At 54.4% G+C, this 25,038-nt stretch carries 24 protein-coding genes; 6 read left to right on the top strand and 18 right to left on the bottom strand.

The window, feature by feature from the left end; genetic code table 11:
• Positions 1–23: 23 nt before the first annotated feature.
• From ACO6S1_RS08950 to ACO6S1_RS08930, 5 genes are all read right to left on the bottom strand, one after another.
• Positions 24–1,529, bottom strand: a complete 1,506-nt coding sequence (locus ACO6S1_RS08950) for a M48 family metalloprotease (RefSeq protein WP_422345966.1) — start codon at positions 1,527–1,529, stop codon at positions 24–26.
• A gap of 131 nt (positions 1,530–1,660) precedes the next feature.
• Complete coding sequence (locus ACO6S1_RS08945; protein WP_422345965.1) at positions 1,661–2,608, bottom strand: acetyl-CoA carboxylase carboxyltransferase subunit alpha; 948 nt, start codon at positions 2,606–2,608, stop codon at positions 1,661–1,663.
• Between the two features lie 31 nt (positions 2,609–2,639).
• Positions 2,640–3,536 (bottom strand): tyrosine recombinase, encoded by an 897-nt coding sequence (locus tag ACO6S1_RS08940; RefSeq protein WP_422345964.1) that lies wholly within the window; start codon positions 3,534–3,536, stop codon positions 2,640–2,642.
• A gap of 60 nt (positions 3,537–3,596) precedes the next feature.
• On the bottom strand, positions 3,597–5,447 hold the full coding sequence (locus ACO6S1_RS08935; RefSeq protein WP_422345963.1) for a hypothetical protein: 1,851 nt from the start codon (positions 5,445–5,447) through the stop codon (positions 3,597–3,599).
• Positions 5,448–5,450: 3 nt separating this feature from the next.
• A complete protein-coding gene (locus ACO6S1_RS08930; RefSeq protein WP_422345962.1) occupies positions 5,451–5,585 on the bottom strand; it encodes a hypothetical protein in 135 nt (44 codons plus the stop codon).
• Between the two features lie 104 nt (positions 5,586–5,689).
• On the opposite strand from ACO6S1_RS08930, the gene ACO6S1_RS08925 reads away from it, so the two are divergent.
• Both ACO6S1_RS08925 and aroB read left to right on the top strand, forming a co-directional pair.
• Positions 5,690–6,253: a shikimate kinase gene (locus ACO6S1_RS08925; protein ID WP_422345961.1), complete on the top strand. Its 564-nt coding sequence runs from the start codon at positions 5,690–5,692 to the stop codon at positions 6,251–6,253.
• Positions 6,250–7,350: a 3-dehydroquinate synthase gene (gene aroB, locus ACO6S1_RS08920; protein ID WP_422345960.1), complete on the top strand. Its 1,101-nt coding sequence runs from the start codon at positions 6,250–6,252 to the stop codon at positions 7,348–7,350. The genes ACO6S1_RS08925 and aroB overlap by 4 nt, the downstream gene beginning before the upstream one ends.
• Positions 7,351–7,359: 9 nt before the next feature.
• Here aroB and ACO6S1_RS08915 read toward each other — a convergent pair whose 3' ends face one another.
• Genes ACO6S1_RS08915 through radA form a run of 4 tightly spaced genes read right to left on the bottom strand, consistent with a single transcriptional unit; the run spans position 7,360 to position 11,456 of the window.
• On the bottom strand, positions 7,360–9,108 hold the full coding sequence (locus tag ACO6S1_RS08915) for a monovalent cation:proton antiporter-2 (CPA2) family protein (RefSeq protein ID WP_422345959.1): 1,749 nt from the start codon (positions 9,106–9,108) through the stop codon (positions 7,360–7,362).
• A 24-nt stretch (positions 9,109–9,132) separates the two neighbouring features.
• Positions 9,133–9,573: an iron-sulfur cluster assembly scaffold protein gene (locus ACO6S1_RS08910; RefSeq protein ID WP_422345958.1), complete on the bottom strand. Its 441-nt coding sequence runs from the start codon at positions 9,571–9,573 to the stop codon at positions 9,133–9,135.
• A complete protein-coding gene (locus ACO6S1_RS08905) occupies positions 9,570–10,082 on the bottom strand; it encodes a CvpA family protein (RefSeq protein ID WP_422345957.1) in 513 nt (170 codons plus the stop codon). Before ACO6S1_RS08905 ends, ACO6S1_RS08910 begins: the two co-directional genes overlap by 4 nt.
• Positions 10,083–10,091: 9 nt before the next feature.
• Positions 10,092–11,456: a DNA repair protein RadA gene (gene radA, locus ACO6S1_RS08900; RefSeq protein WP_422345956.1), complete on the bottom strand. Its 1,365-nt coding sequence runs from the start codon at positions 11,454–11,456 to the stop codon at positions 10,092–10,094.
• 104 nt (positions 11,457–11,560) lie between these two features.
• Between radA and ACO6S1_RS08895 the strand changes: the two genes are divergently transcribed.
• Positions 11,561–13,915: a patatin-like protein gene (locus ACO6S1_RS08895; RefSeq protein WP_422345955.1), complete on the top strand. Its 2,355-nt coding sequence runs from the start codon at positions 11,561–11,563 to the stop codon at positions 13,913–13,915.
• 8 nt (positions 13,916–13,923) lie between these two features.
• Here ACO6S1_RS08895 and ACO6S1_RS08890 read toward each other — a convergent pair whose 3' ends face one another.
• The 4 genes from ACO6S1_RS08890 to ACO6S1_RS08875 all read right to left on the bottom strand — a co-directional run bounded on the left by ACO6S1_RS08890 (position 13,924) and on the right by ACO6S1_RS08875 (position 17,544).
• The gene (locus ACO6S1_RS08890) at positions 13,924–14,874 is read right to left on the bottom strand and encodes an MBL fold metallo-hydrolase (RefSeq protein WP_422345954.1); all 951 of its coding nucleotides are present in this window, start codon (positions 14,872–14,874) and stop codon (positions 13,924–13,926) included.
• A 33-nt stretch (positions 14,875–14,907) separates the two neighbouring features.
• Positions 14,908–15,522 (bottom strand): DUF6445 family protein, encoded by a 615-nt coding sequence (locus ACO6S1_RS08885; RefSeq protein WP_422345953.1) that lies wholly within the window; start codon positions 15,520–15,522, stop codon positions 14,908–14,910.
• A 183-nt stretch (positions 15,523–15,705) separates the two neighbouring features.
• On the bottom strand, positions 15,706–16,347 hold the full coding sequence (locus ACO6S1_RS08880) for a glutathione S-transferase family protein (RefSeq protein WP_422345952.1): 642 nt from the start codon (positions 16,345–16,347) through the stop codon (positions 15,706–15,708).
• A gap of 12 nt (positions 16,348–16,359) precedes the next feature.
• The gene (locus ACO6S1_RS08875) at positions 16,360–17,544 is read right to left on the bottom strand and encodes an acyl-CoA dehydrogenase family protein (RefSeq protein ID WP_422345951.1); all 1,185 of its coding nucleotides are present in this window, start codon (positions 17,542–17,544) and stop codon (positions 16,360–16,362) included.
• Positions 17,545–17,693: 149 nt separating this feature from the next.
• Between ACO6S1_RS08875 and ACO6S1_RS08870 the strand changes: the two genes are divergently transcribed.
• Genes ACO6S1_RS08870 through ACO6S1_RS08860 form a run of 3 tightly spaced genes read left to right on the top strand, consistent with a single transcriptional unit; the run spans position 17,694 to position 21,138 of the window.
• Complete coding sequence (locus ACO6S1_RS08870) at positions 17,694–19,166, top strand: peptide ABC transporter substrate-binding protein (RefSeq protein WP_422345950.1); 1,473 nt, start codon at positions 17,694–17,696, stop codon at positions 19,164–19,166.
• The gene (locus ACO6S1_RS08865) at positions 19,163–20,683 is read left to right on the top strand and encodes an ABC transporter substrate-binding protein (protein WP_422345949.1); all 1,521 of its coding nucleotides are present in this window, start codon (positions 19,163–19,165) and stop codon (positions 20,681–20,683) included. Before ACO6S1_RS08870 ends, ACO6S1_RS08865 begins: the two co-directional genes overlap by 4 nt.
• Positions 20,684–20,715: 32 nt before the next feature.
• Positions 20,716–21,138, top strand: a complete 423-nt coding sequence (locus ACO6S1_RS08860; protein WP_422345948.1) for a DUF4112 domain-containing protein — start codon at positions 20,716–20,718, stop codon at positions 21,136–21,138.
• On the opposite strand, the gene ACO6S1_RS08855 is transcribed toward ACO6S1_RS08860, so the two are convergent.
• The 5 genes from ACO6S1_RS08855 to nadA form a co-directional block, all read right to left on the bottom strand.
• Positions 21,135–21,839, bottom strand: a complete 705-nt coding sequence (locus tag ACO6S1_RS08855; protein ID WP_422345947.1) for a ribonuclease T2 family protein — start codon at positions 21,837–21,839, stop codon at positions 21,135–21,137. The genes ACO6S1_RS08860 and ACO6S1_RS08855 overlap by 4 nt on opposite strands.
• Positions 21,836–22,225, bottom strand: coding sequence for a hypothetical protein (locus tag ACO6S1_RS08850; RefSeq protein WP_422345946.1), 390 nt, complete (start codon positions 22,223–22,225; stop codon positions 21,836–21,838). Before ACO6S1_RS08850 ends, ACO6S1_RS08855 begins: the two co-directional genes overlap by 4 nt.
• 110 nt (positions 22,226–22,335) lie before the next feature.
• Positions 22,336–22,743: a hypothetical protein gene (locus ACO6S1_RS08845; protein WP_422345945.1), complete on the bottom strand. Its 408-nt coding sequence runs from the start codon at positions 22,741–22,743 to the stop codon at positions 22,336–22,338.
• Positions 22,744–22,916: 173 nt separating this feature from the next.
• Positions 22,917–23,765, bottom strand: a complete 849-nt coding sequence (gene nadC, locus ACO6S1_RS08840; RefSeq protein WP_422345944.1) for a carboxylating nicotinate-nucleotide diphosphorylase — start codon at positions 23,763–23,765, stop codon at positions 22,917–22,919.
• A gap of 247 nt (positions 23,766–24,012) precedes the next feature.
• Positions 24,013–25,026, bottom strand: coding sequence for a quinolinate synthase NadA (gene nadA / locus ACO6S1_RS08835; protein ID WP_422345943.1), 1,014 nt, complete (start codon positions 25,024–25,026; stop codon positions 24,013–24,015).
• Positions 25,027–25,038 lie beyond the last annotated feature (12 nt).

Here is a 25,038-nt window from a genome sequence, read left to right as displayed (position 1 = left end):
GTGCCTGTGCCAATCAATCACAATCAATAGACAACGATCTTTACCTTTTGCCCGGCCCGCAAACCATCGGTAGAACGCATCCGGTTCAACACCAAAAACCGGTCCTTCTGATAACTGGAATAGGCCATTTTTTGTGAAAGACTGTCGATCGTGTCACCATTTCTAACGGTAACAACGTCAATTTTCCGCGGTTTAATTGCCGCGGCTTCGCTGGTAGCCAGTCTCTTCACACTCTCATACATCGGCGAAAACACTCCAGCTCTTCCTGCAGGTGCCAATGTCGCGAAATGAAAAGCGCTATTTTTCGAAAACTCATATGCAAATATTGTCACATCCACCTGGCCATTGCGGCTATTCACACGACCGGTTGCATAAGAGGCTGGCAGACCATTGACCGTTGTCCGCTGAATTTCTCCGTAGGATATGTTCTGGCTCTTGCTCGACAAGGCCTTGAACGCCGAGGCAATATAGGTTGCCATGTTTCCGTTATAGGGACCGGTTGTGAACTGGCCTTGGCCCGCAGAGCCGTTGATAGTGACAGCCGTGGTTCCGTTTTGCATCGCAAACCCGTTCGGCACAGTGAATTTCAGCCGCAAATCCGGATGAAGGAAGTCATTTCCCTCTATCACGCCCTGCTTGGGATCATCACCATAGGTTATTCCGTCGAGATTGGCTAAAAAGCTATCGCGATTGCGTTTTCCACCGGAAACGCCCAATTTATTTGCATTTCTGGCAGCGCGGGACACGCGTTGTGCGGGATCCGGATGGGTGCTTGCCCATTCTGGTACCGAACGAGCGTCTCTTCCGGCAACCCGTGCGTCAATAGCTGACTGCGCGGCCAGTGATGCCAGCATTGTCGAAACTCCCTGCGGATCATATCCAGCAGACGCAAGATACTGAATGCCGAGATCATCGGCTTCATATTCCTGCTTCCTTGAATATTTCAGCGTCAATAGCTGGCTGCCCGTGCCGAAAACTTCCTGCCCTAACTTTCCTAGTGCAGAATCCCCCAATAAAACGGCTGCACCGATTTGTCCCAAAGCACCTAGAATACTGTTTCTTCTGGCCGCTTTCTGCCTTTTTTTGCCGTGACGAGCCGCGACATGACCCACTTCATGCCCTAAGACGCCGGCCATTTCCGCTTCGTCATTCATCAAAGCCATTAACTGCCGCGTCAAATAGACATATCCACCGGGGATCGCGAAGGCATTGTTTACCGGGCTGTTGAGCAACGTGACGGTAAAATCACTTCGTGCATTGCCTAGTCCAGATTGCACCGCGATATCCTGGCCAACCCGAACTACATATGCACTTTGGGGGCCGGTATAGGCACCGCCAAACTCCTGCATCAATTGCGGATGAGCTTGTGAACCTTTGCGTTTGTCTTCCGCTGATATCGTCCTTACTTCACCAGTTTGGGCGGACGAGCTGCTACTCGCCGACTCAACCGACCCGGCGTCGGCACCCGAACCACCACAAGCCACCAGTGACAGGATAGCAACGCTCGACAGAACTTTTCTTGTTTTCATTCTCATCAGACTCTCCTTTGATTGCTGTGTATAACAACCGGCCATCCTGCGGAAGGGCAAGTCGTGTAAAACTGCGTCACCCCGGTCCAAACAGAAGATCGAACCGCGCCAATCAAAAAATCAATAGAGCCTCATAAAGTTCCGATTTTGAGGAACTTCTCGCGGCGCATGCCTCTCAATGTTTGCCGATCCAAATCCTTCAAGGCATCAATTTCTTCGGCGATCGCTTTTCCCAGCGTGGCAATACATAAGCCTGGATCACGATGTGCGCCGCCGACAGGTTCTTTGACAATTCGGTCAATAACGCCAAGCTTTTTGAGATTCTGGGCCGTAATTTTCATCGCATCCGCAGCTACGTCAGCCTTGTCACCAGTGCGCCACAATATCGATGCGCAGCCTTCGGGCGAAATTACCGAATAAACCGCATGCTCCAGCATCAACACCCGTTCAGCTGCAGCCAGCGCGACCGCGCCGCCGGAACCGCCTTCGCCAACAATGACAGCAACCATCGGTACGCCCAGCGAAAGGCATTTTTCCGTAGAACGCGCTATTGCCTCTGCTTGTCCGCGTTCCTCGGCCGATACGCCTGGAAAGGCGCCCGATGTATCAACCAAAGTGACAACCGGTAAGGAAAATCGATCAGCTATATCCATCAGCCTGATGGCTTTGCGATAGCCTTCCGGCTTTCCCATCCCAAAATTGTGCCGTAAACGGCTTTCCGTATCGTCGCCCTTTTCATGGCCGATCACAACCAGTCGCTGATCACCGATTTTTGCGAGGCCACCAATGATGGCCTGATCATCACCGAAATTCCGATCGCCTCCCAGCGGGACAAATTCATCAAAAAGTTCGGCAACAAAATTCTTGAAATGCGGCCGTTCTGGATGGCGTGCAACCTGCGTTTTTTGCCAAGGAGTCAAATTCGAATAAGTGTCACGCAGCATTTTGGCCGATTTGGCCTGCAATTTTGCAATCTCTGATTCAATGTCTAGTGAACCCTCATCTGCCGTCTCACGGAGTTCAAGGATCCGCGATTCAAGCGCGGCGATCGGTTTTTCAAAATCGAGAAATGATGTCATGATATTCGGTTAGAACCGCTAGACAAAAACGTCAACGCACGAGATTGCGGCATCCAAGCGGATGCCGCTGGTTCACCAGCTCAATCAGTCGTGCACTATCGACATGCGTGTATATTTGAGTTGTACTTATATCGCTATGCCCCAGCAACGTCTGTAATGCGCGAAGATCAGCTCCGCCCTCTAAAAGGTGGGTAGCGAATGCGTGCCGCAGGACATGAGGGCTTATTTTACCGGGATTAATTCCCGCTTTAACCGCCAGATCCCGGATAATCTGAAACAATCGAATGCGGCTCAGATGGCCAGTTCTGGATGGAAACAGGAATTTTTCCTCAGGATCCACATAGTGAATCCATCTTTTCACCGCCTGTCGCGCACGCTCGGAAATTGGTACTAGCCGCTCCTTCCCTCCCTTGCCGCGGATGATCAAAAAGGGGCGGTCGATCATCACCGATTTGCGCGGTAACGATACAAGTTCACTGGCTCTCAGACCTGAACCATATAGTAGCTCAACAAGTGCTGCGAGCCGGGCATCGTTCGGACGGATGTTTTTCGAGTCCAAGCCCTGCTCAATCGCCTCAAACAACTCAGCGATTTCCTGATGCGACAGGATTTTGGGCAATGACCGCTGACCAACCGGACGAGGCAGCGCGTCCGAAGGATCGTCCTCACGAAAAGCCTCGTCCAAAAGAAAACCGAAAAACCGCCGCAACGAAGAAGATTTTCGGGCTACACTGCTATTTTTCAAATCGCTCCAGGTCGATGCAATCTTTTGCAACTCTGGTCGACCTGCTCGCCAAAGCGCGCCTTTTGCAATGGCCGAGGCTTGCTCCAGATCGGTTCGATAAGCCAACAGCGTATTTTTCGAAGCACCAGTCTCTGCTGCCATCATTTCCAGAAATCGGTCAATATAGGCTGTGTCATTGCTCATGATCGCTTTACGATAGCGCTAGCATATACCAATGAAAAGCCTTGCTTCGGCCTGATTATATTATGTCCTTGTCAATGCTTCCGCTGCAATCATGCGCGCTTCGGGCTCCAATCCCACTTGTCTCAGGGAACTGGTGATATAATAGAGGTGCAGCGGTGACATGGAGTTCCAACCCCGGCCTTGCATCCCAACCGCCGTTAACAGTGCAACTGTTCCTGCTTGTTCTCGTTGTGCCGCAGAGCGGATCGATCTGGTCCATTTGGTAGTTTTCCCAAAATCCAAGTCCAGATTATCGCTAAAACGGTCGATAGTTGCGCGGTCCACACGCCCCAGGCCTGCAAGAGCCGCCACTAAAAATTTGCTCTTCAGCTGATCAGCGCTTTCGTCACTATCGGTAAATTGGTCAATCGCGTCATTGGTGATCGTAACGGCTTCATTGGGAGCTCCCACGGCCAGCAAAGCCCAGCCATTGCTACCAGCGTCAACTTGGCCGGCCCAGCGCGCAGCGTTCCTGTCGAGACCAGCCGACAGCATCGATGCGATCAAATCCGCACTGCTGTCTTCCAAATCAGAAGATGCCGGGATTTTCGCTGCCGCACGTGCGGTCAATATTTTTGCGGAATATGATGTTAGCGCGCCGTTTGAACGGCTCCACAAGGCTCTCATCGCATCAATTCGGCCGGTCGCGGTTGAACCGGTATAGGCCTGTCGCAAAGTTGAGGCGCGCGCTTTTAGATCGTCGCTAGCTTCCGGATCATCATAGGTTGCAGCATATAGAGCCACCATGGCCTTGTTAGACAAGGTACCGATTGCCGCTGCGGTATCCGCTGCTTTCATTCGCGAGTTGCGCGAAAGCATCGGTGCTCTCGCCCGCCATCCCTGTACATGTCGGCCAGCTTGTTCATATAGCCTGTCTGGCGGTTCGACGCCTGTGGCTGCGCCTAACCCAAAGCGCCAATTGTTAAAATACTGAATTTCATCCCATTTGATCGCGACAGCGCGACGACCTTGAAATCCCGCACCGACCGTTTTTTCGGCCAGCAGGTAATCGATACTTGTGGCAACCTTGCGCTGCTGCGCTTGATTGAGCAGCGCAGAAGCACGGCTTTGTTCGCCGGAAAAGGAAGCGCAAATGGGCCGGAACATAATCCAAGTTGGCGCATCACTAACTCTCGCACCGCCTTGAACATAGGGACAAATCCCTGCCGGATCGGCCGTCGCCAAATGCGATTGCATCGCTACTTCATATAACCGTGGTGTGAAATTTCCGCCGTCAACCTTTAACACGAGCGAACGCGCAGCCTCGGCTTCGCCGATCAACAACAAGCGCCATGCCCGCTCTGCGACCCAATCCGCAGGATTGACGTTATCCGGACTATCGACCTTGCTAAGCAACGTACGGCGGAGCAAAATTGATGCCCAGCGGGATATGATCGGGCCGTCCAGATTCTTGATAAGGTTTGTAAGATATTGACCGCCTTCGCCGCCAAATCCATCTGCCGCGATGCCACCAAAATTTTCTGTTAAAACGCCAATTTGAGCCATCGAACGACGAGCGCCCGGGGACAGATAATATTGTGGCTGCAAAGCATCATCAAGTTCACTCAGATCGCTATCCGGATCCAGGTCAGATATGGATGGCGGCGTGCTGGACGTGAGATTATCTGCTGTATCGGTGTCACGAACAATCGTTCCGCTCGACGATGGCAACGGCGATGCTCTGGTTACCGGGGCAGGCGTCGGAGCGGGACTGGGTGTAGTTGTAGGCGCCGGTGCCGGCGCTGGAACCGGATCACCAAAACCCGGTGGCAGTAAAGATTCAGGCGAGCTCTGCCCAAGAACCGGCAAGGATAATGCTAATGCAGCCATACCAGCGGTTGCAAGCGAGATATGTTTGAGGCGCAGACGCATCGCTTACTCTAGTTCTCCGCCTACCACCGGTTTTTCAACCGGTGTCAAATCTTGTTCTACATCCATCGAGGACAAAAGGAACACCGCGCCGATAAGGGCAGCCAGAACGACAATCAGGAAAACCAAACTACGCGGCATCTTTGTTTTACTAGCCTTCTTTCGTCAAAATCCCTGATGCAAGCGCATTGCATTTTGCACTCGTTCGCATCCTCTGTATAGCCTTTGCCTCAATGGACAAAAACATGAAAGACCCTTTTGACCGATCCACCGAAGAATCCGGTGAAGAGTGTGGTTTATCAATCGAAAAACCTTTGGTTTTGATTGGCTTAATGGGTGTTGGAAAAACAACTGTGGGGCGGAGACTGGCAAAAAGACTGAATTTGCCCTTTGTTGATGCCGACGAAGAGATAGAAAAAGCGGCCGATCTCAAAATTGCAGAGATTTTTGAGCGTTTCGGTGAGGATTATTTCCGCGATGGTGAAAGACGGGTTATCGCGCGACTCATGGAAGCGGACCGCCAAGTCATCGCAACTGGCGGCGGCGCATTTATGAACGATGAAACAAGAGAACTGATATTGTCTAAAGCAACAGCTATATGGCTTGATGCTGACATTGATATTCTGGTCAATCGCGTCTCACGCCGAGACACCAGACCCCTGCTCAGAAACGGGGATCCTGAAGCAATATTGCGCGAACTGGCCGCCAAGCGAAATCCGGTCTATGCAATGGCGCATCATCATGTCACCGGCAACGATGCGCCTCATGACCTGACCGTTGAAAATATAATCAAGGCACTCCGTAAATGAACCGAATTTCTGTCGACCTTGCAGGAAATGGATATGATATCCTGATTGAAGCTGGTGCCTTGGACAGTGCGGGAGCGCAGCTCAAACAGCATATCCGGAGCGACCGGGTTTTCCTGATAACCGACACAAATGTCGCCGCCAAATGGCTAGCCCCGCTGGAAACAGACCTGCAGAAATCCGGGATAAGGGCGATCAGCAAAATCCTTCCTCCAGGCGAACAGACCAAGAGCTGGACGGTTCTCGAACAGCTAACGGACTGGCTTTTGGATGAGGGTGCAGAACGGTCGGATACACTTATCGCATTGGGCGGCGGTGTAATAGGTGACCTCACCGGATTTGCCGCATCTATCCTGAAACGTGGTTGCAAATTTATACAAATACCAACCAGCTTGCTAGCTCAGGTCGATAGCAGTGTAGGTGGCAAGACCGCCATAAACAGCCGTGCGGGTAAAAATCTGATTGGTCGGTTCAACCAACCAGAATATGTTTTGATCGATCCGCTGGTACTGGGCACATTACCTGACCGCGAGTTGCGTGCCGGATATGCCGAAGTCGTCAAATATGGCTTGATCAACAACGCACCCTTTTTTGAATGGTGTGAGGAGAATGGGGCTGACCTGTTGGCCCGCAACCCCAAAGCGTTAGCCTATGCCATCACCGAGAGTGTACGAACGAAGTCAGGCATTGTTGCAGAAGATGAGAAGGAGCTCAGCGGTCGCCGGGCACTCTTAAATCTTGGTCATACATTCGGGCATGCCCTCGAAGCGGAAACTGGCTATTCCAGCGCGCTGGTTCATGGCGAGGCGGTTGCTGCCGGCATGGCATTGGCTTTCCATTATTCTGCCCGCCGCGAACATTGCGACGAAGCTGATGCGCACCGTGTAGAACATCATTTGAAGAATGCTGGCTTGCCTCACAGTTTAGAGAGCGCATCGGTCAAAGCATCTGGCGACCGATTGGTCCGGCATATGCTGCATGACAAGAAAATGGCAGCCGGAAACCTTCCATTTCTCTTGGCTAATGGCATTGGCCAAACGTTTCTCGCCAAGGATGTTGATCTTGAGGACGTGGCCGTATTTCTTGATCAAATGCAATAGAATCTGCACTTAGTCGCCCTTGTTCGCACCACCAAGTCCAAATCCGATATGCTTTCCGGCAAGCATATCGCCGGCGGCACGCTGCGCTTCGAGACGATCACAATCCATTTGCCGAAATTCGCGGTCGACTTCGTCAATCAGTGATTCATCGATATCAATAGCCGTCATGGTTTGACGGGCCAGATGGATCGCTGATTCAAAAACTTCCCGCTTGACCCCGTCGAGACCGACCTTTTTCACCTCCAATAAATGCACGCGATCATAGACGCGAACAAACAGTTTTGCCTCGGGGAACGACAGTTTGATCATCTCAAGTGACTCGGCGTTCAGTTCCTTGCCATCCATGCAGAAAACTATGGCGGCACAATCATCCGCCCCGGCTCCGCGCAATAGGTCAACCCGGGTTCCGTCACCGTAAAAAACCTTGCGACCAAATTTCTGGCTCACGCCGATTTGCTGCGGCTTAATATCGATGATCGTCACGGGTATGTTGGCGCCACTGAGCATCTGTGCAACGGTCTGGCCAAACCGGCCATGACCAACAACAATCGCAGAAGCTTTGCCCGCCAGCGATGGGTCATCAAGGTCTACATCGCCTTCTGTACGAGCAACATTAAAGCGCTCGACAATCAGCATAAGCAGAGGCGTCGTCGCCATTGAAACGGTGATAACCGCACCAAAAAGGCTGCTCGCCTCCGGCTGGATCAACAACGCCTGTTCTGCCTCGGCAAACAAAACAAAGCCAAATTCCCCGCCCTGACTAAGCAACATGCCCATTCCCAATGCAGGCAATGTATCCATACCGAACAGCTTGCCTAGGCAAAATATGATGACGATCTTGGTGACTACCAGCGCGATTGCCGCACCGAAGACAAATGCAGTGTTATCGGCAATCACGCCGAGATCCAGCATCATGCCGACGGCAAGGAAAAACAGACCAAGGAGCAAGGATCGAAAGGGGTCGATATCTGCTTCCAGTTCGTGTCGATAAGGAGAGTTTGCCAGCATCACCCCCGCGATAAAGGCCCCGAGAGCAGGTGATAATCCGATCAGCTCCATCAAGGCAGCGCTACCGAATACGGCGACCAACCCGGCAACGATAAACAACTCCCGCTCAGCGATCTTGCCGATCAATTCCAGAACAGGCTGCAAAATATAACGTCCCGCGAGAATCAATCCACCAATGGCTAGAACACCGAGAATAGCTGTTTGCCAGCCTGCTAGTGCGCCTGCTTCTGCCGGTGCGCGAGATAGAACCGCCACAACCGTGAGCAACGGGATGATCGACAAATCCTGAAATAACAGGATGGAAAATGCTTTTTCACCCGTTGGCGTATTGAGCCGACCCGAAGATTGCAACATGGGCAGAACCTGTGCAGTAGACGAAAGGGCGAGCGGCAATCCCAGCGCAATAGCGGCTCCAAAAGTGAAATTTGTTGTCGCCATGATCAGCAAAAACAGCGCCAATCCGCAGAAGGCAACCTGGCTCAATCCTAGCCCGAATATGGCGTTACGCAATCGCATGAGCCGTGCAGGTGCCAGCTCCAAGCCCACGAGAAACAACAGCAAGATGATACCTATTTCCGAAAATTCTAGGATCGTTTCACCTTCGCTGATCAGGCCGAAACCCTCCGGACCAATCAATATGCCCGCGATCAGATATCCAAGTACCGCGCCTATCCCGAATTTGCGAAACAGCAGCACCAATATCAAAGCTGCGCCCAGCATGATGAAACCACCAAAGAGCAGATCACTCATATGTGCTTCTGCGCCTTCCATAGCCTATACTGCCTCGTTTTCGGTTGTTGTCGCTTCGAATGCGGCCAACACTGCATCATAGGGCAACAGGATCGCTGCATGGCGCCCTTTATGGTCTTTCGCTGCCATAAGATGATCCATATTGGTCCAACCTCCAGGCCTATCTTCCGCGCCGGCCAAAAAACCGGCAAGCTGTTGTCTGACCTTTGCAATTTGATCTGCTGACTTGCCCATTGCCTCTGTTGCCAGAATAGCGGCGGAAGCCTGACCCAGGGCACAGGCATTCACCTCTATCCCCAATTGTGTGATTGCCCGATCATCAGACAACATGATATCCGCCACAACCCGGCTGCCGCAGGTACGCGATCGCACTTCCGCAGTTCCATGAGGTTTTTCTAGTCTGGACTGATGCGGAATGGAGACTGCCAGACGCAGAATATCACGAGTGTAAAGTGCCTCGCTCATTCCACGGCCTCGGCCATTTCACGTCGTTCGTTGACAAACTGCACCAGAGCATTGCCACTCGCGTTAAGCAGTGGATAGGTCCGGGAATCGGCGATCCATTCGGGACGCGGTTCAGAAGCACCATAGATACTGTCATAAACAAGCACGACCAGCAAATAAGCCAGCGTGGCGCCGATTAGACCTTTAATCATCCCGAAACCAAAGCCCAATACACGGTCAATCGGGCCCAGAAGAGACTTGCGCGATTTACGCCCGATGGACTTGGCGATCCAGCGCCCTAATGCATAAGTGACAATCACGATTGAACCAAAGGCCAGCACCGATGCACCACCCTCGTTACCCACGGGGGAGACAAGGAAATCTGTCACGGGCGTGTGAAAAAAACGCACCGCAAAGATAATCATCACCCAAGCGATCAGCGCGAGTGTTTCTTGCACAAATCCGCGCAAAAAGCCAAAAATAGCTGCGCCACCCATCAGTAATAGAACGAAAATATCGAGACCAGTCATATAGACTAGCTAATCGCGGCCAAGCATATGGTCAACGAGATTGGCAAGCTTCGCAAAGTTCACACAATTCACACCTGCCAGAGTGGCTTCTTTGGATGCTGGGATAAGCGCCCTGCCGAAACCGAGTTTCGAAGCCTCTTTGAGCCTGAGCGTTGTGTTGGACACCGGCCGTATCTCACCGGAAAGTGCTATTTCTCCAAAAATCACAGCATCGCTCGGCATCGGTTTTTCCGCATGGGCAGAGATTAAAGCAGCTGCTACCGCCAGATCTGCAGCGGGATCTGTCAAACGATAGCCACCAGCCACATTGAGATAGACCTCTGCACCCGAAAAGCTGAGACCGCAGCGCGCTTCCAGCACCGCCAATATCATCGCCAAGCGAGAACTGTCCCAACCAACGACGGACCGGCGAGGCGTTGCTCCGCTGGCCAGCCGAACAGTAAGCGCCTGAATCTCGACCAAGACGGGTCTCGTTCCCTCAAGTGCCGGAAAAACAGTTGCGCCAGTCACTTCTTCGCTGCGATCCGTCAGGAATAATGCTGACGGATTTTGGACTTCGCTAAGGCCCATTTCTTCCATCGCAAAGACACCAATTTCATCGGTGCCACCAAAGCGGTTTTTGATCGACCGCAAAATCCGGTACTGATGGCTGCGTTCGCCTTCAAAGCTCATGACCGTGTCGACCATATGCTCCAAAACGCGCGGTCCAGCAATATTTCCGTCCTTGGTCACATGGCCAACCAGCATGATCATCGTGCCATGTTCTTTGGCAAACTTGATCAGCTCCTGAGCAGATGCCCTAACCTGACTGACCGTTCCGGGTGCACCTTCAATAAGATCGCTGTGCATCGTTTGTATGGAGTCGATTACAACAAAATCAGGCGCATCCTTGCGCAATGTGGTCAAAATGTCTCGGACCGAGGTTGCTGATGCCAGTTTGACTGGCGCCTTTCCAAGCCCTAGCCGCCGTGCGCGCAAGCGTACCTGGTCGGCCGCTTCTTCCCCGGAAATATATGCGACAGAACATCCCGCATTGGCGAGATTCGCGGAGACTTGTAATAACAGAGTCGATTTCCCAATCCCGGGATCACCACCCATTAACGTAGCCGACCCAGCCACCAGTCCACCACCCACCGCACGATCAAATTCCTCTATCCCGGTTTTTTTACGCTCCGGCAGCCGAATTTCCGAGTCCAGCCCAACAAGCCGAACCTCCCTGCCCCCGCTCTGCAGATTGTGTTTGGCGGCAAAAACGGTGTCACCCGCTTCTTCAACAAGCGTATTCCAGTCTCCACAATCCGCACATTGTCCCTCCCAGCGATGCGCAATCGAGCCGCAATTCTGGCAGACATATTTTTTCTTCGGCTTGGCCATGACTACTTTCTAATAGAACAAAAAAAGAACATTAGAGTTTTCCATGGCTTTTTCAACCGCTTTCCTGCTTGCGCGATTCCCTACATGCTGTCACTCTTAAGACGATGCGCCAGAAGGAACTCAGACTCGCTCTTATTTGCTATGGCGGCGTAAGTCTTGCCATCTATATGCACGGTATAACCAAGGAGATCTGGAAGCTCGCCAAGGCCAGCAGAGATTTTCATGATAACGAAAAAAACGCAACCTGCAGCCGCGGAACCTACTATGATATTTTGGAATGGATCGAACAGGAAAGCACTGTCAAGTTAAGGGTTTTGCCCGACATCATTGCTGGTGCCAGTGCGGGCGGAATCAATGGAATATTTCTGGCGCAGGCTATCATATCCGGTGAATCTCTTGAGCCCCTGACCGAAATGTGGCTGGAAACAGCAGACGTCGATACGCTGCTTGATCCTGACGCCAGGCCACTATCGCGTTTTTCCAAATTCTGGGCAGAGCCGATTGCCTGGATGGCACTGGGTCGCAAAGGGGGCGCAGTCGAACAGACCGTTTCCAAGGAAGCGCGCGAAGAAGTGAAAATGAAGCTTTCCCGCTTCGTTCGTGCCCGCTGGTTTGCACCACCCTTTGGCGGCAAGATTTTTTCCGGCCTGATTCTCGATGCGCTTGCGACCATGAAAAAGACCGAGCGTGGTCCGAAATTGCTGCCACCCGGGCAACCGCTGGATCTGTTTGTCACGGTTACCGATTTTGTCGGACATCCCGAAAAATTGCAGCTGCACAGTCCACCCGAGGCTCTTGAGATGGAGCACCGGATCACCATCAGCTTTTCCACGCGGCGAACGAGTGGCGGCGATATCGCCGATCCGGCTGAACTCGTTTTCGCTGGTCGCGCGACAGCCAGCTTTCCTGGCGCATTTCCGCCGTTCACGGTCACCGAACTGGATAACGTGTTGTCCCAGCGCGATCTTGTCTGGGCCAATCGCGCGAATTTTCTGAAGCGGGTATTGCCGAACCAGAGCCGCGCTGGCACCGCTGACGACACCGTATTGATCGATGGCTCTGTTCTCGCCAACGCGCCCTTCGCACAGGCGATTGAAGCGCTCAAAAACCGGCCCGCCAAACGTGAAGTTGATCGGCGGTTTGTCTATATTGACCCGCGCCCGGATCTGGACGTTGCCAAAAGCGATCGCGCGCTTCAACGGTTGCAGGCAGCACAGGAAGCGGAAGATGAAAGCCTGCCCGGTTTCTTCTCCACCATCTTCGGTGCGATTTCCAACATCCCCCGGGAACAGCCGATCCGCGACAATCTTGATGACATCTCGCGCCGCTCCAGCCGGATCATCCAGATGCGGCAGATTACCGACAATTTGCGCACAGAGGTTGAGCAGAATGTCGAAGCCATTTTTGGCCGGACCCTTTTCCTCGACCGGCCAACCGCGGCGCGTCTCGCTGCTTGGCGGCGCAAGTCGCGGGACAAGGCAAGCAAGCTCGCCGGCTTTTCCTACAGCGCCTATGGTCATCTCAAACTCGCGACCGTGCTTGAAGATATTGCGCATACGGTAAGGCGGGCAAAAGCCGAACCGAATGTCCATAATCATCAGGCGCTGCGCGAGACTTTGTGGACCGAATTGCGTCAACGCGGGTTCGAAAATATCGGGAAGAAAGGCGGAGCCGGCCCGTCCAAACTGGCCGCCGATTTCTTTCGCCAACATGATCTGGGCTATCGCATCCGCCGGTTGCGCTTCCTGGCGCGGCGCTTTGCCGAAGATCTCGATAGCGCCCATCCGGATGATTATGATGTGATTGAGCAAATGCATGATGTCATCTATGATTGCCTTTCCCTCTATATCGAACGCGAGACGATTGAATATCTCGGCGATGATTTTGTCGCGCTGGCTGAGCATGCCGAGACCCACCCCTCGGCCATGCTCGACAGCCTCGCCAAAGCCCGCGATCTGGTCGCAGCCGACGCCCTGGTCGACGCCAAGCTTGCCGAAGCGATGGCCGGCTTGCCCAAGGCCGAGAAGCGCTCAATGTTGCTCGCCTTCCTCGGCTTTCCGTTTTACGACATCGCCACACTGCCCCTTTTACAGGGCGAAGGTCTGGATGAATTTGACCCGATCAAGGTCGACCGAATTTCCCCCGAAGACGCCAAGTCGATCCGCCAAGGCGGCGTCGCTGCGACATTAAAAGGCATAGAGTTCAATAACTTCGGTGCCTTTTTCAGTCGATCCTACCGCGAGAATGACTATCTCTGGGGCCGGCTCCACGGGGCTGAGCGGATGATTGATATCCTGCTCTCCACTCTGCCCGAGGCCAAACGTCCGGATGCTATCAAGACGCTCGAGTTCAAGAAAACTATCTTCCGCGCGATCATCGATGAAGAGGAACACCGATTGACCAAGGCTGGCCCGCTGATCATCTCGCTCCGCAAAGAGATCGACCGCGCGACGCCCTAGCACCGCATCTAATGCTTGTGAACGCCGTCTTTATGAGCCGGCATATCCAGACTCTTGTAAACAGCCTCAACAAACGCATCACCTTTGATGAAGGCGTCTTTGTTCGTATCCCATTGCGCAGCGGGCTTCATCGCCTGAACCTGCTCCAGAGTCTTGCCCTCGCCGCGCGCCTGTTCGACCGCACCGATCACGCTTTTCAGCATGTCGCGATAGCCCATCAGATCCGCCTTGGTCGCCATCGGACCATGGCCGGGGATGATTTTGGTATTGTCGTCCACCATCGTCAGCGCCTTTTCGGCTGCCGCCAGAACGCCCCTGGCATTGCCGCCGCTGTTCAGATCGATGAACGGCAGGGTCACTTTGTTGAAGTACAGATCGCCCATGTGCAGCACATTGGCTTTCTTCCAGAACACAATGCTGTCGCCATCGGTATGCGCATGCTGCATATGCTTCACATGCACCTCGTCGCCATTCAGGTGCAACTTCAAACCGTCATGATAGGTGACCACCGGCAGGGCCTCTTTCGGGGCAGCCGGGTCATTGCCGCGCCCGTCCGTCTGCAGACCCGCCATCCGTTCGCGAACATGGTCATGCGCCATGATCAGCGCGCCCGCCTTGCCGAAATTCTCGTTCCCGCCGGTATGATCATAATGCCAATGGGTATTGATCAGATATTTGACCGGATCCGCTCCCAGCGCAGCCACAGCCGCCTGAATCTTTGGCGTCAGCGGCGCAAACTGATCATCGATCAGCACCGTACCGTCAGGACCATAAGAAACACCGATATTGCCGCCCGCACCAAAAAGCACCGCAATCCCGTCGCCCAGTGTCTCGGTCTTTATCTCCACCTTCGCAAAGCGATCCGCTTCCTGCGCATTGCTCTCGGCACAAGCCGTCAACGCTAGCGGAGAAACGGCCAGAAGGGCGAGGGATAGTGTCTTGGTCAATAGGGTTTTCATCGGGGTTTCTCCTAAAATTTACAGGCTTGTAGCCTATCTTTTTGCTTTGGCAAAGAACATCAGATGCACGAGCCGTCCATTCTCTGGCGAGGTCCCAAAGGCTGCACCGCTATTGTGGAACAGCCAAGGGCTGAACAATATCAGCCGGTTGAACCGCATCGGGATCAACATGGTGCGTTCCCATTTGGCCTTATTCATTGTGTCCCTGTTCACAACATCTTCGATGAGCATATTAATGTCAGGATAGCCGGCTTTGGTCACTTCCACCGGGTCATTGGGCACGCGTTCGAGTCCGGTGCGTTTATGCCGGAAGAATTCCGTGCCGCCTTTGCAATGCTCTGGCAGCGACAGATAAAGGATGCCCGAATAGAAGGCCGGATCGATATGCACGCCGCTGCGGCCCTTATCTCCTTTGAGGGTGATCCGGCAATGATTATGGCTGGTTCCCGGCGCCGGTTCCACCGGTGCGCGAATAATGTCGGATATGCGGGCATCGAGGCCCTGAATGGCGAGCGGCGTGGTGGAGATATGGCCGGGATAATTGCCGCGTTTGAAAGACGCGTCATAGTCAAGCGCAAGTGCCGCCCGGCGCGCCGCCAGTGGATCGGACAGAAAGTCGTCGAGGATCAGGAGCGATGGCAGCATCATCGAATCAGTGCCTTTTTGTCTTGAGGGTCACACAGGGTCACACCCCCCAAAGGCAAATTTTCTTTTCCGGTTTTTGACCCGAAATTCCCCACAAGTGTTTGAAATAATTACCTTCTGAATCATGCCGCTGAAAATCTCCTATGATCGGACCATATCACAGATGCCGTTCTGTAGGACAGCTTTTCATTGCTGATTTTCGCTGTCCCACCGCGTTGCCATCAAACTCGGTCGCTTGCCGATTTTGTTCAGCCAATGGCGCAACGGCAGAAGCTGACCGATCAGATGATCGCCCTCGGACGTCATCTGGACCGGCCGTAAAATACAATAGACAAAAATATCCGCCAGCGTGAATTGCGCACCGGCAAAAAAGGGGGCTTCCTCAACCCGCTGACACACGATCCCGAGATGCTCGGCTATTTCCGGCAAAGCGGCTTCGATAATATCCGAGCGCAAGGGGGTTTTCAAAAACCGGTGCGCCAGCCGCGGCATCAGCAGCCCATGCTCCGCCACCGGAAACAGATAAGCATTCGCGACCGAAATCCAGCGGTCCATCTCGGCGCGCGTGGCAGGATCATCGGGTTGCAGCGCGCCGCCATTATGCGCATTGTCGATATATTGGCAGATTGCGACACTTTCATGCAGGTTCAGGCCGTCAATTTCGACGGTTGGCACTTTGCGAAACGGATGCCGCCGCTTATTCTCTTCACTGCCCGCTGGCGTCGCCGTAATTGTCCAGCTGATCCCCGCCTCTTCCGCCACCGTCTGAACAATACGGCTGTAGGTCGACATGATCGTGCCGTGAATGTGAAGGGTCGGTTGGGCCATCCGCTTGCTAGCCTAGAGCATCGCCATATCAACCGGCTGTTCCAGCAATGTGCGACCGGCCAATTCGAAGACAGCCGGGGCGGTCGCGATATGCTGGGTCGCGACATGGGCATCGCGAAACCGCCGCTGGAGACTGCTGCTGGAATAGACCGCGCCGCCGCCGCCCAATGTGTAGGCCGTCTTGCAGACATCCGCCGAAACTTCGGTCGCGTGCGCGCAGGCCAAGCGCAAATCAGAACGCGCCTTCACGGAAATATCGCCCTCCCCTTGTGCTTCCTGCCAGGCCTTGCCAACTGCGCTTTCGAGAAAGCTGAACGCCCCGCCAAGCTGCGCGGTGGCCCGCGCTATATCGAGTTGTACCGTTGCGCGCTGGGCCATGCTGCGGCCGCCACCGGGTGTCTTTTTCGTGATCGCGACCTGCTTGATTTCTTCCAGCGCAGCCCGCGCATTGCCAAGCGCAACCGAGGAAACCCCCAGCGCCAGCAGGCCGAATAACGGGAATTTGTAAAGCGCCCCCGTATCGCGCGGTCGGTCCGCGACAAAGGAAACGCTGCGGTCCTTGGGAATTTTCAGATCTTTGACGCTGAAATCACCCGACCCGGTGCCCTTCATACCGGCGACATGCCAGCTATCGATAAATTCGACATCGGCAACAGGAAAGAACAGCATCCGGTGATAGGGCGCGCCGTTATCAAATTTCTGCAGCTCGCCATCCTTGAAGATCATCGCGCCGCCGCCCAGCCAGCTGCAATTGGCGGAGCCAGAACCCCATTGCCACTGACCCGAGAGCAAATAATGGTCGCCCTTGTCTTCGGCCTTGCCCATGGGCGCAAACACGCCGCCAGTAATGACATCATCCGGACCGAAGATATCTGCCGCTGGTTTTTCGTCCATATAGGCGGCGCCCAAAGTGGACGTGACCGCTATCATCGCGCACCAGCCCGCACTCGCGTCAGCCTCTGCAATTGTTTCGATAATCTGCATGAATTCCAGCGGCGGCAATTCGAGGCCGCCCAGTGATGCGGGCTTGGACAGATTAAACGCGCCTGCCTCGGCCATCTTGGCGGCCAGATCAGCGGGCAAACGGCGCGCCTGTTCAGTTTCAGTCGCACGATCGGCAATTTCCGGCAACAGCTTTGCAATCGCCACTCCGGTATCGCCGCCAATCGCGCCAATATCATATTGCAAGCCCGTCATCTGCGATTCTCCAATTATCGGGGTCAGCATAGGAGTTACTATTTGTCGATCCAGCAAAAACATATACTAAAGAATCCATGCGCATATTGGCATTTTTGGGGTTCATCCTTTTGCTCACAGGCTGTGGGGGACAAGCGGATACGAGCAGCATGCCCGGTCCCGATCAAATCGTGCGCCTGTCGGATTCAGAAATAAAAGGCCTCGACCCGCAGAAAATATCCGACCTCTCCTCCCTGCGGATTGCCGCCGATCAGTTTGAAGGCCTCACACGGCTTGATGCTGCGGGCAATGCCGAGCCGGGACTGGCGGAGAGCTGGACGATTTCGGATGACGGATTGCGTTGGACATTCCGGTTGCAGGAAGGGTTGGCATTTTCCGATGGCACCGCTTTCGATGCACGCCTGTTTCCGCAGATTTGGGACCGTCTGCAAGCAGCGGAAACAGCATCGCCAACCCGGGCCTTGTTCGAAAATATCGCCGCGGTGTCGGCTGAAGATCCGGCAACCGTAGTCATCATGTTAAAATCACCCGCGCCCGCACTGACAATCTTGCTCGCCCATCCGGCCATGGCGGCCCTGCCGCTGCACCGCATCGAAGAGGCAGGCGATACATGGACCAGCGACCGGCCAATGATATCCAGCGGCCCCTATCAATTGGCGACATGGCTACTCAACGATCACGCCCGGATGACACGCAATTCCCAATGGCATGACGAGCCTGCGCCGACCGCTACGATCATCTGGAAACCGATGGACGATAGCCTATCGGCGATGCGTCTGTTTCTTTCCGGCGGCGCAGATGTCGCGGCGGATTATCCAGCCAGCCGGCACCAGTGGTTGATCGAGAATCATCCCGACCTTGCTCATAGCGTGCCCTATCTTGGTAGCTATTATTTCGCGTTTAACACCCGCAAGCCGCCATTTGACAATGCCGATGTCCGCGTTGCCCTGTCGATGGCAGTCGAACGTGAATGGATTGCCGAAAAAGTGATCGGGATCGGGAATATCCCCGCCTGGAGCCTTTTGCCGCCGGAACTGACCGGCGGTATCAGTGCCAAGCCCGTGTGGGCCGATTGGGATCGCGAACGGCGGCTGGCCACCGCCCGGCAATTGCTCGCGGAGGCAGGATATGGCCCGTCCAACCCCTTGCAGTTTGAAATCCGCTTCAACAGCTCCGCCGAGCATCGCCGTGTTTCGGTTGCGCTGGCTGCGATGTGGAAAGACCTGAATGTCAAAGCGAGCCTGTTCAACAGCGAAGCCGCCTTACATTTTGCGGCGCTCCGGCAGCATGATTTTGCGCTGGCCCGGTCCGGCTGGATTGCCGACTTGCCCGTGCCGGAAAATTTCCTGACCGTACATCAGGTGGCGAATGGCGCTGGCAATTATTCGGGATATGACAATCCGGCCTATGACGCACTTGTCGCCCGGGCGCTGGCCACGGCCGAAACCGACCGGCGCAACAGCCTCATGCGTCAGGCCGATGCGGTGCTGGTCGCGGACATGCCGATATTGCCGCTTTATTTTTATGTCACCCGCTCTCTGGTGAGCCAACGCATCGCGGGATGGCAGGATAATATTTCTAATGTGCATCCCAGCCGCACTCTGCGTATAAGCACGCCATGACGATGCCGAGCCGAACCACCATCTTTGCCATGCCGGCCCTTCTCGCGGCATCGATAGGGCTTGCCGGCTGCGGAATGGCAGGCGATGAAGACCGCGCTCACGTGACGGTCATTGAAGACCAAAACCCGGTCATAAAGCCGATTGGCATACAGCTGAATCACGGTTCCGCCATCGCGCGTGCGGCTATTGCCAAAGGTCTGGTTGGCTTTGACGAACAAGGCCGCGTCGTACCGGCGCTGGCGGCGCGCTGGATCGTTACCGATGATGGCCTGAGCTATATTTTCCGCCTCAATGAAGCACATTGGAATGACGGGCTGCCAGTCACGGCCAACCGCATCGCGACATTGCTAAGGGAACGCATTGAAGAATTGCGCATCAGCCGCTTGGGACCGGATCTATCGAGCATTGACGAGATTGTTCCAATGACCGGCCGTGTTATCGAGATTCGCCTCTCCACCCCGCATCCCAATTTCCTGCAGTTGATCGCCCAACCCGAGCTGGGACTGTTCAGGGCAGGGAATGGCGCTGGCCCGATGAGAATATTGGAAAATGACAATGGCTATATTCTCGGCCTGATGAACCCGCCGCTTCCGGAAGATGATGAGGATGAGCAAGCAGCACCAGCAACCGACGAAGAGGAGGTGGTGAGCGATCCCCGCCGTGTCACCTTGCACAGTGAATCGGCGGCCAAGGCTATCTCGCGCTATACAGCCGGTTATACCGATGTTGTATTAAACGGAAAATTCCATCACCTTCCCTTGCTCGATGAAGCCGGCGTCAACACCAATGATCTGCGGCTCAATCCGGTGGCCGGTCTTTTCGGGTTTCAGTTCTTGCGGGCCGAAGGTTTCTGGGCTGTGCCGAAAAACCGCGAAATCTTGTCGATGGCGATTGACCGGCCGGCGCTTTTGACCTCATTTCCGAAGGTGACCGCGTGGCAAAGCCGTCAAAAGATCATTCCCGAAGCGCTGGATGTCGAAGGCATTAACGCACGTCCGGATTGGTCGAGCATGACGATGCAGGATCGTCAGGCCTTTGCCCGCGAACATGTCACGCGCTGGGAAGCTCTGGAAGGGCCGGTAAACCCGCTGACCATTTCTCTCCCCGACGCGGCGGGGGCGGATATATTGTTTCTGCGGGTTCAGTCGGATCTGCGGCGCGTCGGGCTCGACGCCCGTAAGGTAGGCCCGGATGAAAATGCCGATATACGCTTGATCGATGAAATCGCGGCCTATGACAGTGCAAAATGGTTCCTCTTTCGCCTGACCTGCTCCGCAATGACGGTTTGCCTAAATGACGCAGACGCTAAAATGGCCGAAGCGGCAGCGGCCACCAGTTTGCCGGTCAAGGCGCGGCTCTATGCGGAAGCGGAACAGATGCTGGTCCGGCATTACAATTTTATTCCACTGGCCGTGCCGGTGCGCTGGTCAATCAGCAGGCCAGGCCAGCAGGGCTTTGCGGTCAATCCGCGCGCCTGGCACCCATTGAATCAGCTGGTCGGAATACCTATATCCTAAGTATGAAAGCGAAAAATTTCTCGGGAGGGTCTATGGCGATTTCAGAAGAACAATTGAAGCGCCTTGCCGAACAATTACCCGATGTCAGCCGCGATCCACAGGCGGTCCGCAACCGCGTCGAAGCCATGGAAAAGGTGCTCGAACGCGCTTTTGTCATTCCCGGCATTAACAAACCGATCGGCGTCGACTCATTGGTCGGCCTGATTCCCGTGGTGGGCGATATCGTCACCGCGGCAATGGGGGCCTATATCGTCTGGGAAGCCCGCAATCTTGGCATGTCCAAATGGCAATTGACCCGCATGGCGACCAATGTCGGCATCGATACCGCTTTGGGAGCAATTCCGCTGGCCGGCGATGTTTTCGACTTTTTCTGGCGATCCAATACGCGCAATTTACGGATTATCCGCAAGCATCTCGACAAGCACCATCCCGGCACCCGCACGCTGGAAGGTTAAGCACCGCGCCAGATTTTGACCGGCTGGTCATCCCTGACCGGTCGCATATTTGTCGGACAACGGACGGGCCGAAAACTCTTGCCGAGACAAAGCCGAACCTCCTCTAGCCAGCCGCGCCCGTTGACCTTTAATCGGATCATCTCTGGCCCCAGCCCTTCATTTTCTGCGGCAAAAGCATCGCGCAACGCTCTGGCTGTCAACGGTTTGCGCGAAAGCCGGTCCATATTGGGAAATTCCACCGCCCCGAACATGATCTGCGAAATCCGGAAATAGGTTTCCGGCCGCCGGGTCATGCACGTACCGTGTTTCGCCCATTCCTTGGCCATCAACCGGGTGGACGGCATCATACAGAAATTGCGCTTTACCAATGCTGGTGACAGCGCCTTTGTCGCGCGGCACCATTGCGGATAGCTGGCCCCTTGCGCGTCCGGCCACAGGCCGTGCAGAATGAAACCAAAGCTGCCATCATCACCGCCACATTGACTTTTGTCGCGGGCTTTGTCCTTGCGTAGCCGGCAATATTCCGGCGACCAGCTCATCGCCAGCGTATAGCCCGATACCGGCGTGATCCGGCGCGGTTCTTTGGCGGGTTTGCTTGCCGGAGCGGCGGGTTTGGCCAGCGCTGGTGCGCGGCATTGATAGGATTGGGCATGGGCCTGTGATGACAGAATCAAAATTAGCGACGGAATAAAATATTTCATTTAAACACTTCCGATAAATCTTGTTCAACCCCGCCGGGCAAGCGTCCTTTAAACTGAAACCAACTTCGGGCGTCAGCAGTGAAGAGGGCAACAACAGAGCCTAGAGCCATAGCATTTGAAACAACACCAAAAGCAATTTCGCTCCCAGAATAGCTTGGCAGTTCGACGACAGTTACCAAGATACCCAGCGACCACAGCACAGCATAAATCCACCTGGCTATGTTGCTCGCCCGGTAAGCGATAAAAAACCAGAATATCGCTTGTATGCCTAGGCCTATGAATAAGATGCCGGCATAAATAATCCCATCTTCTAGGCTTAATGTGCCGTTAGCTTGAAACTCCTGCAAAACGAGGTCGTCGTGATAAAAGATGTCGGCCAAAGCCATTATGAATGAACCGATGAACAACCGTTCAAACCATAGTATAGACTTGGGCCGCGAGCGTTTCATATCGATCGCAGACCTAGCCGCAAATGAACCGGCGTATCCAGCGTTTTCTAAGTCAACACAGTTTTACCGGCAAGCCATTGCTTCGCATCACTTTTGAACAGCATATAAATCGCCGCCGCCTTCAGGGCGAGGATGGTGAACAGGATCGTCAGACCCAACGTCCGGTAATTATCAACCGTCGCAAGCGACCAGATGACACCGATCACGAACATCCCAACCAACAGCCATTTCGCCATATTGCTAGCCTTGCGCGCTATCTTGAACCAGAGCCACAGGTTGATGAGAAAGGGGAAGGCAATGATCGTATAGGTTGCAAAGGCGTTCATCCCGTCGCTACCATCTCCATGATCCATTACCATTGACCAGGTATCCCAATTCAGGATGATATTAAGGACATTGAGCGCAAGCGCGCCCAAGAATAGCTGTTCAAATCTGATGATGGAATTTGGTCGCATGACGGCCTCCGGACTATGTCTAGAACCCGTGCTTCCCTGAACCGGCCTAACCAAGCCTTGGTCCAAATCCAAATGTTAGCTGCGGGTTAGGCCGAATGTGTCAAAAGCGATCACTCAAAACTTTATTGCAGATCAACCTGCTTATCCCGTTGGATTTTATCGTGAAGCCGGCCCTATACTTGCGCAAAATCGAGCCCGATGTCCGCCGCCGGTGCCGACTGCGTCAACCGTCCCACCGAGATAAAGTCCACGCCGGTGTCCGCCTTGTCGAAAATCGTCTCCAGCGTCACGCCGCCAGATGCTTCCGTCACGACCCGTCCACCGATCAGCGTCACCGCCCCCCGCAAGGTGGCCGGCTCCATATTGTCGAGCAGCAAATGGGTCGCTCCAGCAGCCAGCGCCGGTTCGATCTGATCAACCCGGTCCACTTCGACAATGATCCGTTCAATCCCGGCATCCACCGCGCGCTTGACTGCTTCGGTGATATTGCCGGCCACTGCGACATGATTATCCTTGATCATTGCGGCGTCCCACAGACCCATGCGATGATTTTGCGCGCCACCCATGCGGGTGGCATATTTTTCCAGCACGCGCAGGCCGGGAATGGTCTTGCGTGTGTCGAGCAAGGTACAGCCGGTACCGACAATCTTGCGCACATATTCGTTGGTCATGCTGGCAATGCCGGTGAGATGCTGCACCGTATTGAGCGCGCTACGCTCGGCGGTGAGCATCGCGCGGCCCTTGCCCTTCAGGCGCATGATATCGGTGCCAGCCTCAACCGCTTCGCCTTCCGCCGCGAGGATTTCGATTTCAACATCGGGATCGAGCGACCGGAAAAACGCCTCGGCAATCGGCAAACCCGCGATCACAGCGTCGTGGCGGCTATCCATGACGCCGGTGAAGATGGCGTCTTCGGGGATTACGGCCTCGGAGGTCACATCGCGCCCTGTGGGGCCGAGGTCTTCGGCGAGGGTGGAAGCCACGAAGGCATCGAGGTCAAAGCGATCTAAGGTGAAGGTCATTTGTCCCCACTAACCCAATCATGATGCTCGGGAAAGCAAGAATCAGCACCCCCTCTCCCCGTGAGGGAGAGGGTTGAGCAGACTTGGCAGCTTGCTGCTTAGTCGAAGCTGGATGAGGGGCAAGCAATCGCATGGCAGCAGCACGTAGCAGCGCTCCTCTACCCCTCTCTAAGACTTGCTAAATGATAAATCACTAAGCCAAGTCTTTTCTCTCCCTCAAGGGGAGAGAAATGCAATCGTCGGCAAACTAATCCTCATGCGCCAGATCAGCCGGTCCCAGATCACCCTGCCCTACGGTTGCACTCGCCATCTCCATCATCTTGTCGATTGACTTGCGGGCCTGCAGGCGCAGTTCCTCGTCCATCTCAATGCGGGGTTCCAGATCGCGGAGCGCGACATAGAGCTTTTCCATCGTATTGAGCGCCATATAGGGACAGATATTGCAATTGCAGTTACCATCCGCACCGGGCGCGCCGATGAAATTCTTTTCCGGCACCGCTTTTTCCATCTGGTGGATGATATGCGGCTCGGTCGCGATGATGATCGTATCGCCTTCAAATTCCTTGGCATATTTCAGGATCGCGCTGGTTGAACCCACCATGTCTGCATGATCCAGGATGTACGCCGGGCATTCAGGATGGGCCGCCACCGGCGCATCGGGATGCTGGGTTTTCAGTTTCAGCAGTTCCGTCTCGCTAAACGCTTCATGGACGATGCAAACACCGGGCCATAGCAACATGTCGCGACCGGTTTTCTTGGCGATATAGCCGCCAAGATGCTTGTCCGGGCCAAAGATGATTTTCTGGTCCAGCGGGATTTGTGAAAGGATATGTTCGGCGGATGAGCTGGTCACGATAATATCGGACAGCGCCTTCACCTCGGCCGAGCAGTTAATATAGGTCAGCGCGATATGGTCGGGATGTTCGTCGCGAAACGCCTTGAACTTGTCCGGCGGACAACTGTCTTCCAGGCTGCAACCCGCATCCATATCCGGCAGCACGACGATTTTCTCCGGCGACAGGATTTTCGCGGTTTCCGCCATGAATTTCACGCCGCAAAAGGCAATCACATCGGCATCGGTTTCCGCTGCCTTGCGGGAAAGCTCCAGTGAATCACCGACAAAATCGGCAATATCCTGAATTTCCGGCTTCTGGTAATAATGGGCGAGGATGATCGCGTTGCGTTCTTTGCGCAGACGGTGAATTTCCTCGATCACATCTACGCCGGCCAAGCTGCCGCCAATTCCACCACGTGCATCCATTGTCTTTTCCTT

It is taken from the genome of Parasphingorhabdus sp. (genome assembly GCF_965233695.1).
In the GTDB taxonomy this organism is placed as follows: domain Bacteria; phylum Pseudomonadota; class Alphaproteobacteria; order Sphingomonadales; family Sphingomonadaceae; genus Parasphingorhabdus.
The sequence above is the reverse complement of the archived record's forward strand: the minus strand, read 5'-3'. Positions and strand labels throughout refer to the sequence as shown.

Bases quoted from the DNA above. Each gene is read 5' to 3' on its own strand.
- ACO6S1_RS08950 (WP_422345966.1), bottom strand. From the start codon at position 1,529: ATGAAAACAAGAAAAGTTCTGTCGAGCGTTGCTATCCTGTCACTGGTG.
- ACO6S1_RS08945 (WP_422345965.1), bottom strand. From the start codon at position 2,608: ATGACATCATTTCTCGATTTTGAAAAACCGATCGCCGCGCTTGAATCG.
- ACO6S1_RS08940 (WP_422345964.1), bottom strand. From the start codon at position 3,536: ATGAGCAATGACACAGCCTATATTGACCGATTTCTGGAAATGATGGCA.
- ACO6S1_RS08935 (WP_422345963.1), bottom strand. From the start codon at position 5,447: ATGCGTCTGCGCCTCAAACATATCTCGCTTGCAACCGCTGGTATGGCT.
- ACO6S1_RS08930 (WP_422345962.1), bottom strand. From the start codon at position 5,585: ATGCCGCGTAGTTTGGTTTTCCTGATTGTCGTTCTGGCTGCCCTTATC.
- ACO6S1_RS08925 (WP_422345961.1), top strand. From the start codon at position 5,690: ATGAAAGACCCTTTTGACCGATCCACCGAAGAATCCGGTGAAGAGTGT.
- aroB (WP_422345960.1), top strand. From the start codon at position 6,250: ATGAACCGAATTTCTGTCGACCTTGCAGGAAATGGATATGATATCCTG.
- ACO6S1_RS08915 (WP_422345959.1), bottom strand. From the start codon at position 9,108: ATGAGTGATCTGCTCTTTGGTGGTTTCATCATGCTGGGCGCAGCTTTG.
- ACO6S1_RS08910 (WP_422345958.1), bottom strand. From the start codon at position 9,573: ATGAGCGAGGCACTTTACACTCGTGATATTCTGCGTCTGGCAGTCTCC.
- ACO6S1_RS08905 (WP_422345957.1), bottom strand. From the start codon at position 10,082: ATGACTGGTCTCGATATTTTCGTTCTATTACTGATGGGTGGCGCAGCT.
- radA (WP_422345956.1), bottom strand. From the start codon at position 11,456: ATGGCCAAGCCGAAGAAAAAATATGTCTGCCAGAATTGCGGCTCGATT.
- ACO6S1_RS08895 (WP_422345955.1), top strand. From the start codon at position 11,561: ATGCGCCAGAAGGAACTCAGACTCGCTCTTATTTGCTATGGCGGCGTA.
- ACO6S1_RS08890 (WP_422345954.1), bottom strand. From the start codon at position 14,874: ATGAAAACCCTATTGACCAAGACACTATCCCTCGCCCTTCTGGCCGTT.
- ACO6S1_RS08885 (WP_422345953.1), bottom strand. From the start codon at position 15,522: ATGATGCTGCCATCGCTCCTGATCCTCGACGACTTTCTGTCCGATCCA.
- ACO6S1_RS08880 (WP_422345952.1), bottom strand. From the start codon at position 16,347: ATGGCCCAACCGACCCTTCACATTCACGGCACGATCATGTCGACCTAC.
- ACO6S1_RS08875 (WP_422345951.1), bottom strand. From the start codon at position 17,544: ATGACGGGCTTGCAATATGATATTGGCGCGATTGGCGGCGATACCGGA.
- ACO6S1_RS08870 (WP_422345950.1), top strand. From the start codon at position 17,694: ATGCCCGGTCCCGATCAAATCGTGCGCCTGTCGGATTCAGAAATAAAA.
- ACO6S1_RS08865 (WP_422345949.1), top strand. From the start codon at position 19,163: ATGACGATGCCGAGCCGAACCACCATCTTTGCCATGCCGGCCCTTCTC.
- ACO6S1_RS08860 (WP_422345948.1), top strand. From the start codon at position 20,716: ATGGCGATTTCAGAAGAACAATTGAAGCGCCTTGCCGAACAATTACCC.
- ACO6S1_RS08855 (WP_422345947.1), bottom strand. From the start codon at position 21,839: ATGAAATATTTTATTCCGTCGCTAATTTTGATTCTGTCATCACAGGCC.
- ACO6S1_RS08850 (WP_422345946.1), bottom strand. From the start codon at position 22,225: ATGGCTTTGGCCGACATCTTTTATCACGACGACCTCGTTTTGCAGGAG.
- ACO6S1_RS08845 (WP_422345945.1), bottom strand. From the start codon at position 22,743: ATGCGACCAAATTCCATCATCAGATTTGAACAGCTATTCTTGGGCGCG.
- nadC (WP_422345944.1), bottom strand. From the start codon at position 23,765: ATGACCTTCACCTTAGATCGCTTTGACCTCGATGCCTTCGTGGCTTCC.
- nadA (WP_422345943.1), bottom strand. From the start codon at position 25,026: ATGGATGCACGTGGTGGAATTGGCGGCAGCTTGGCCGGCGTAGATGTG.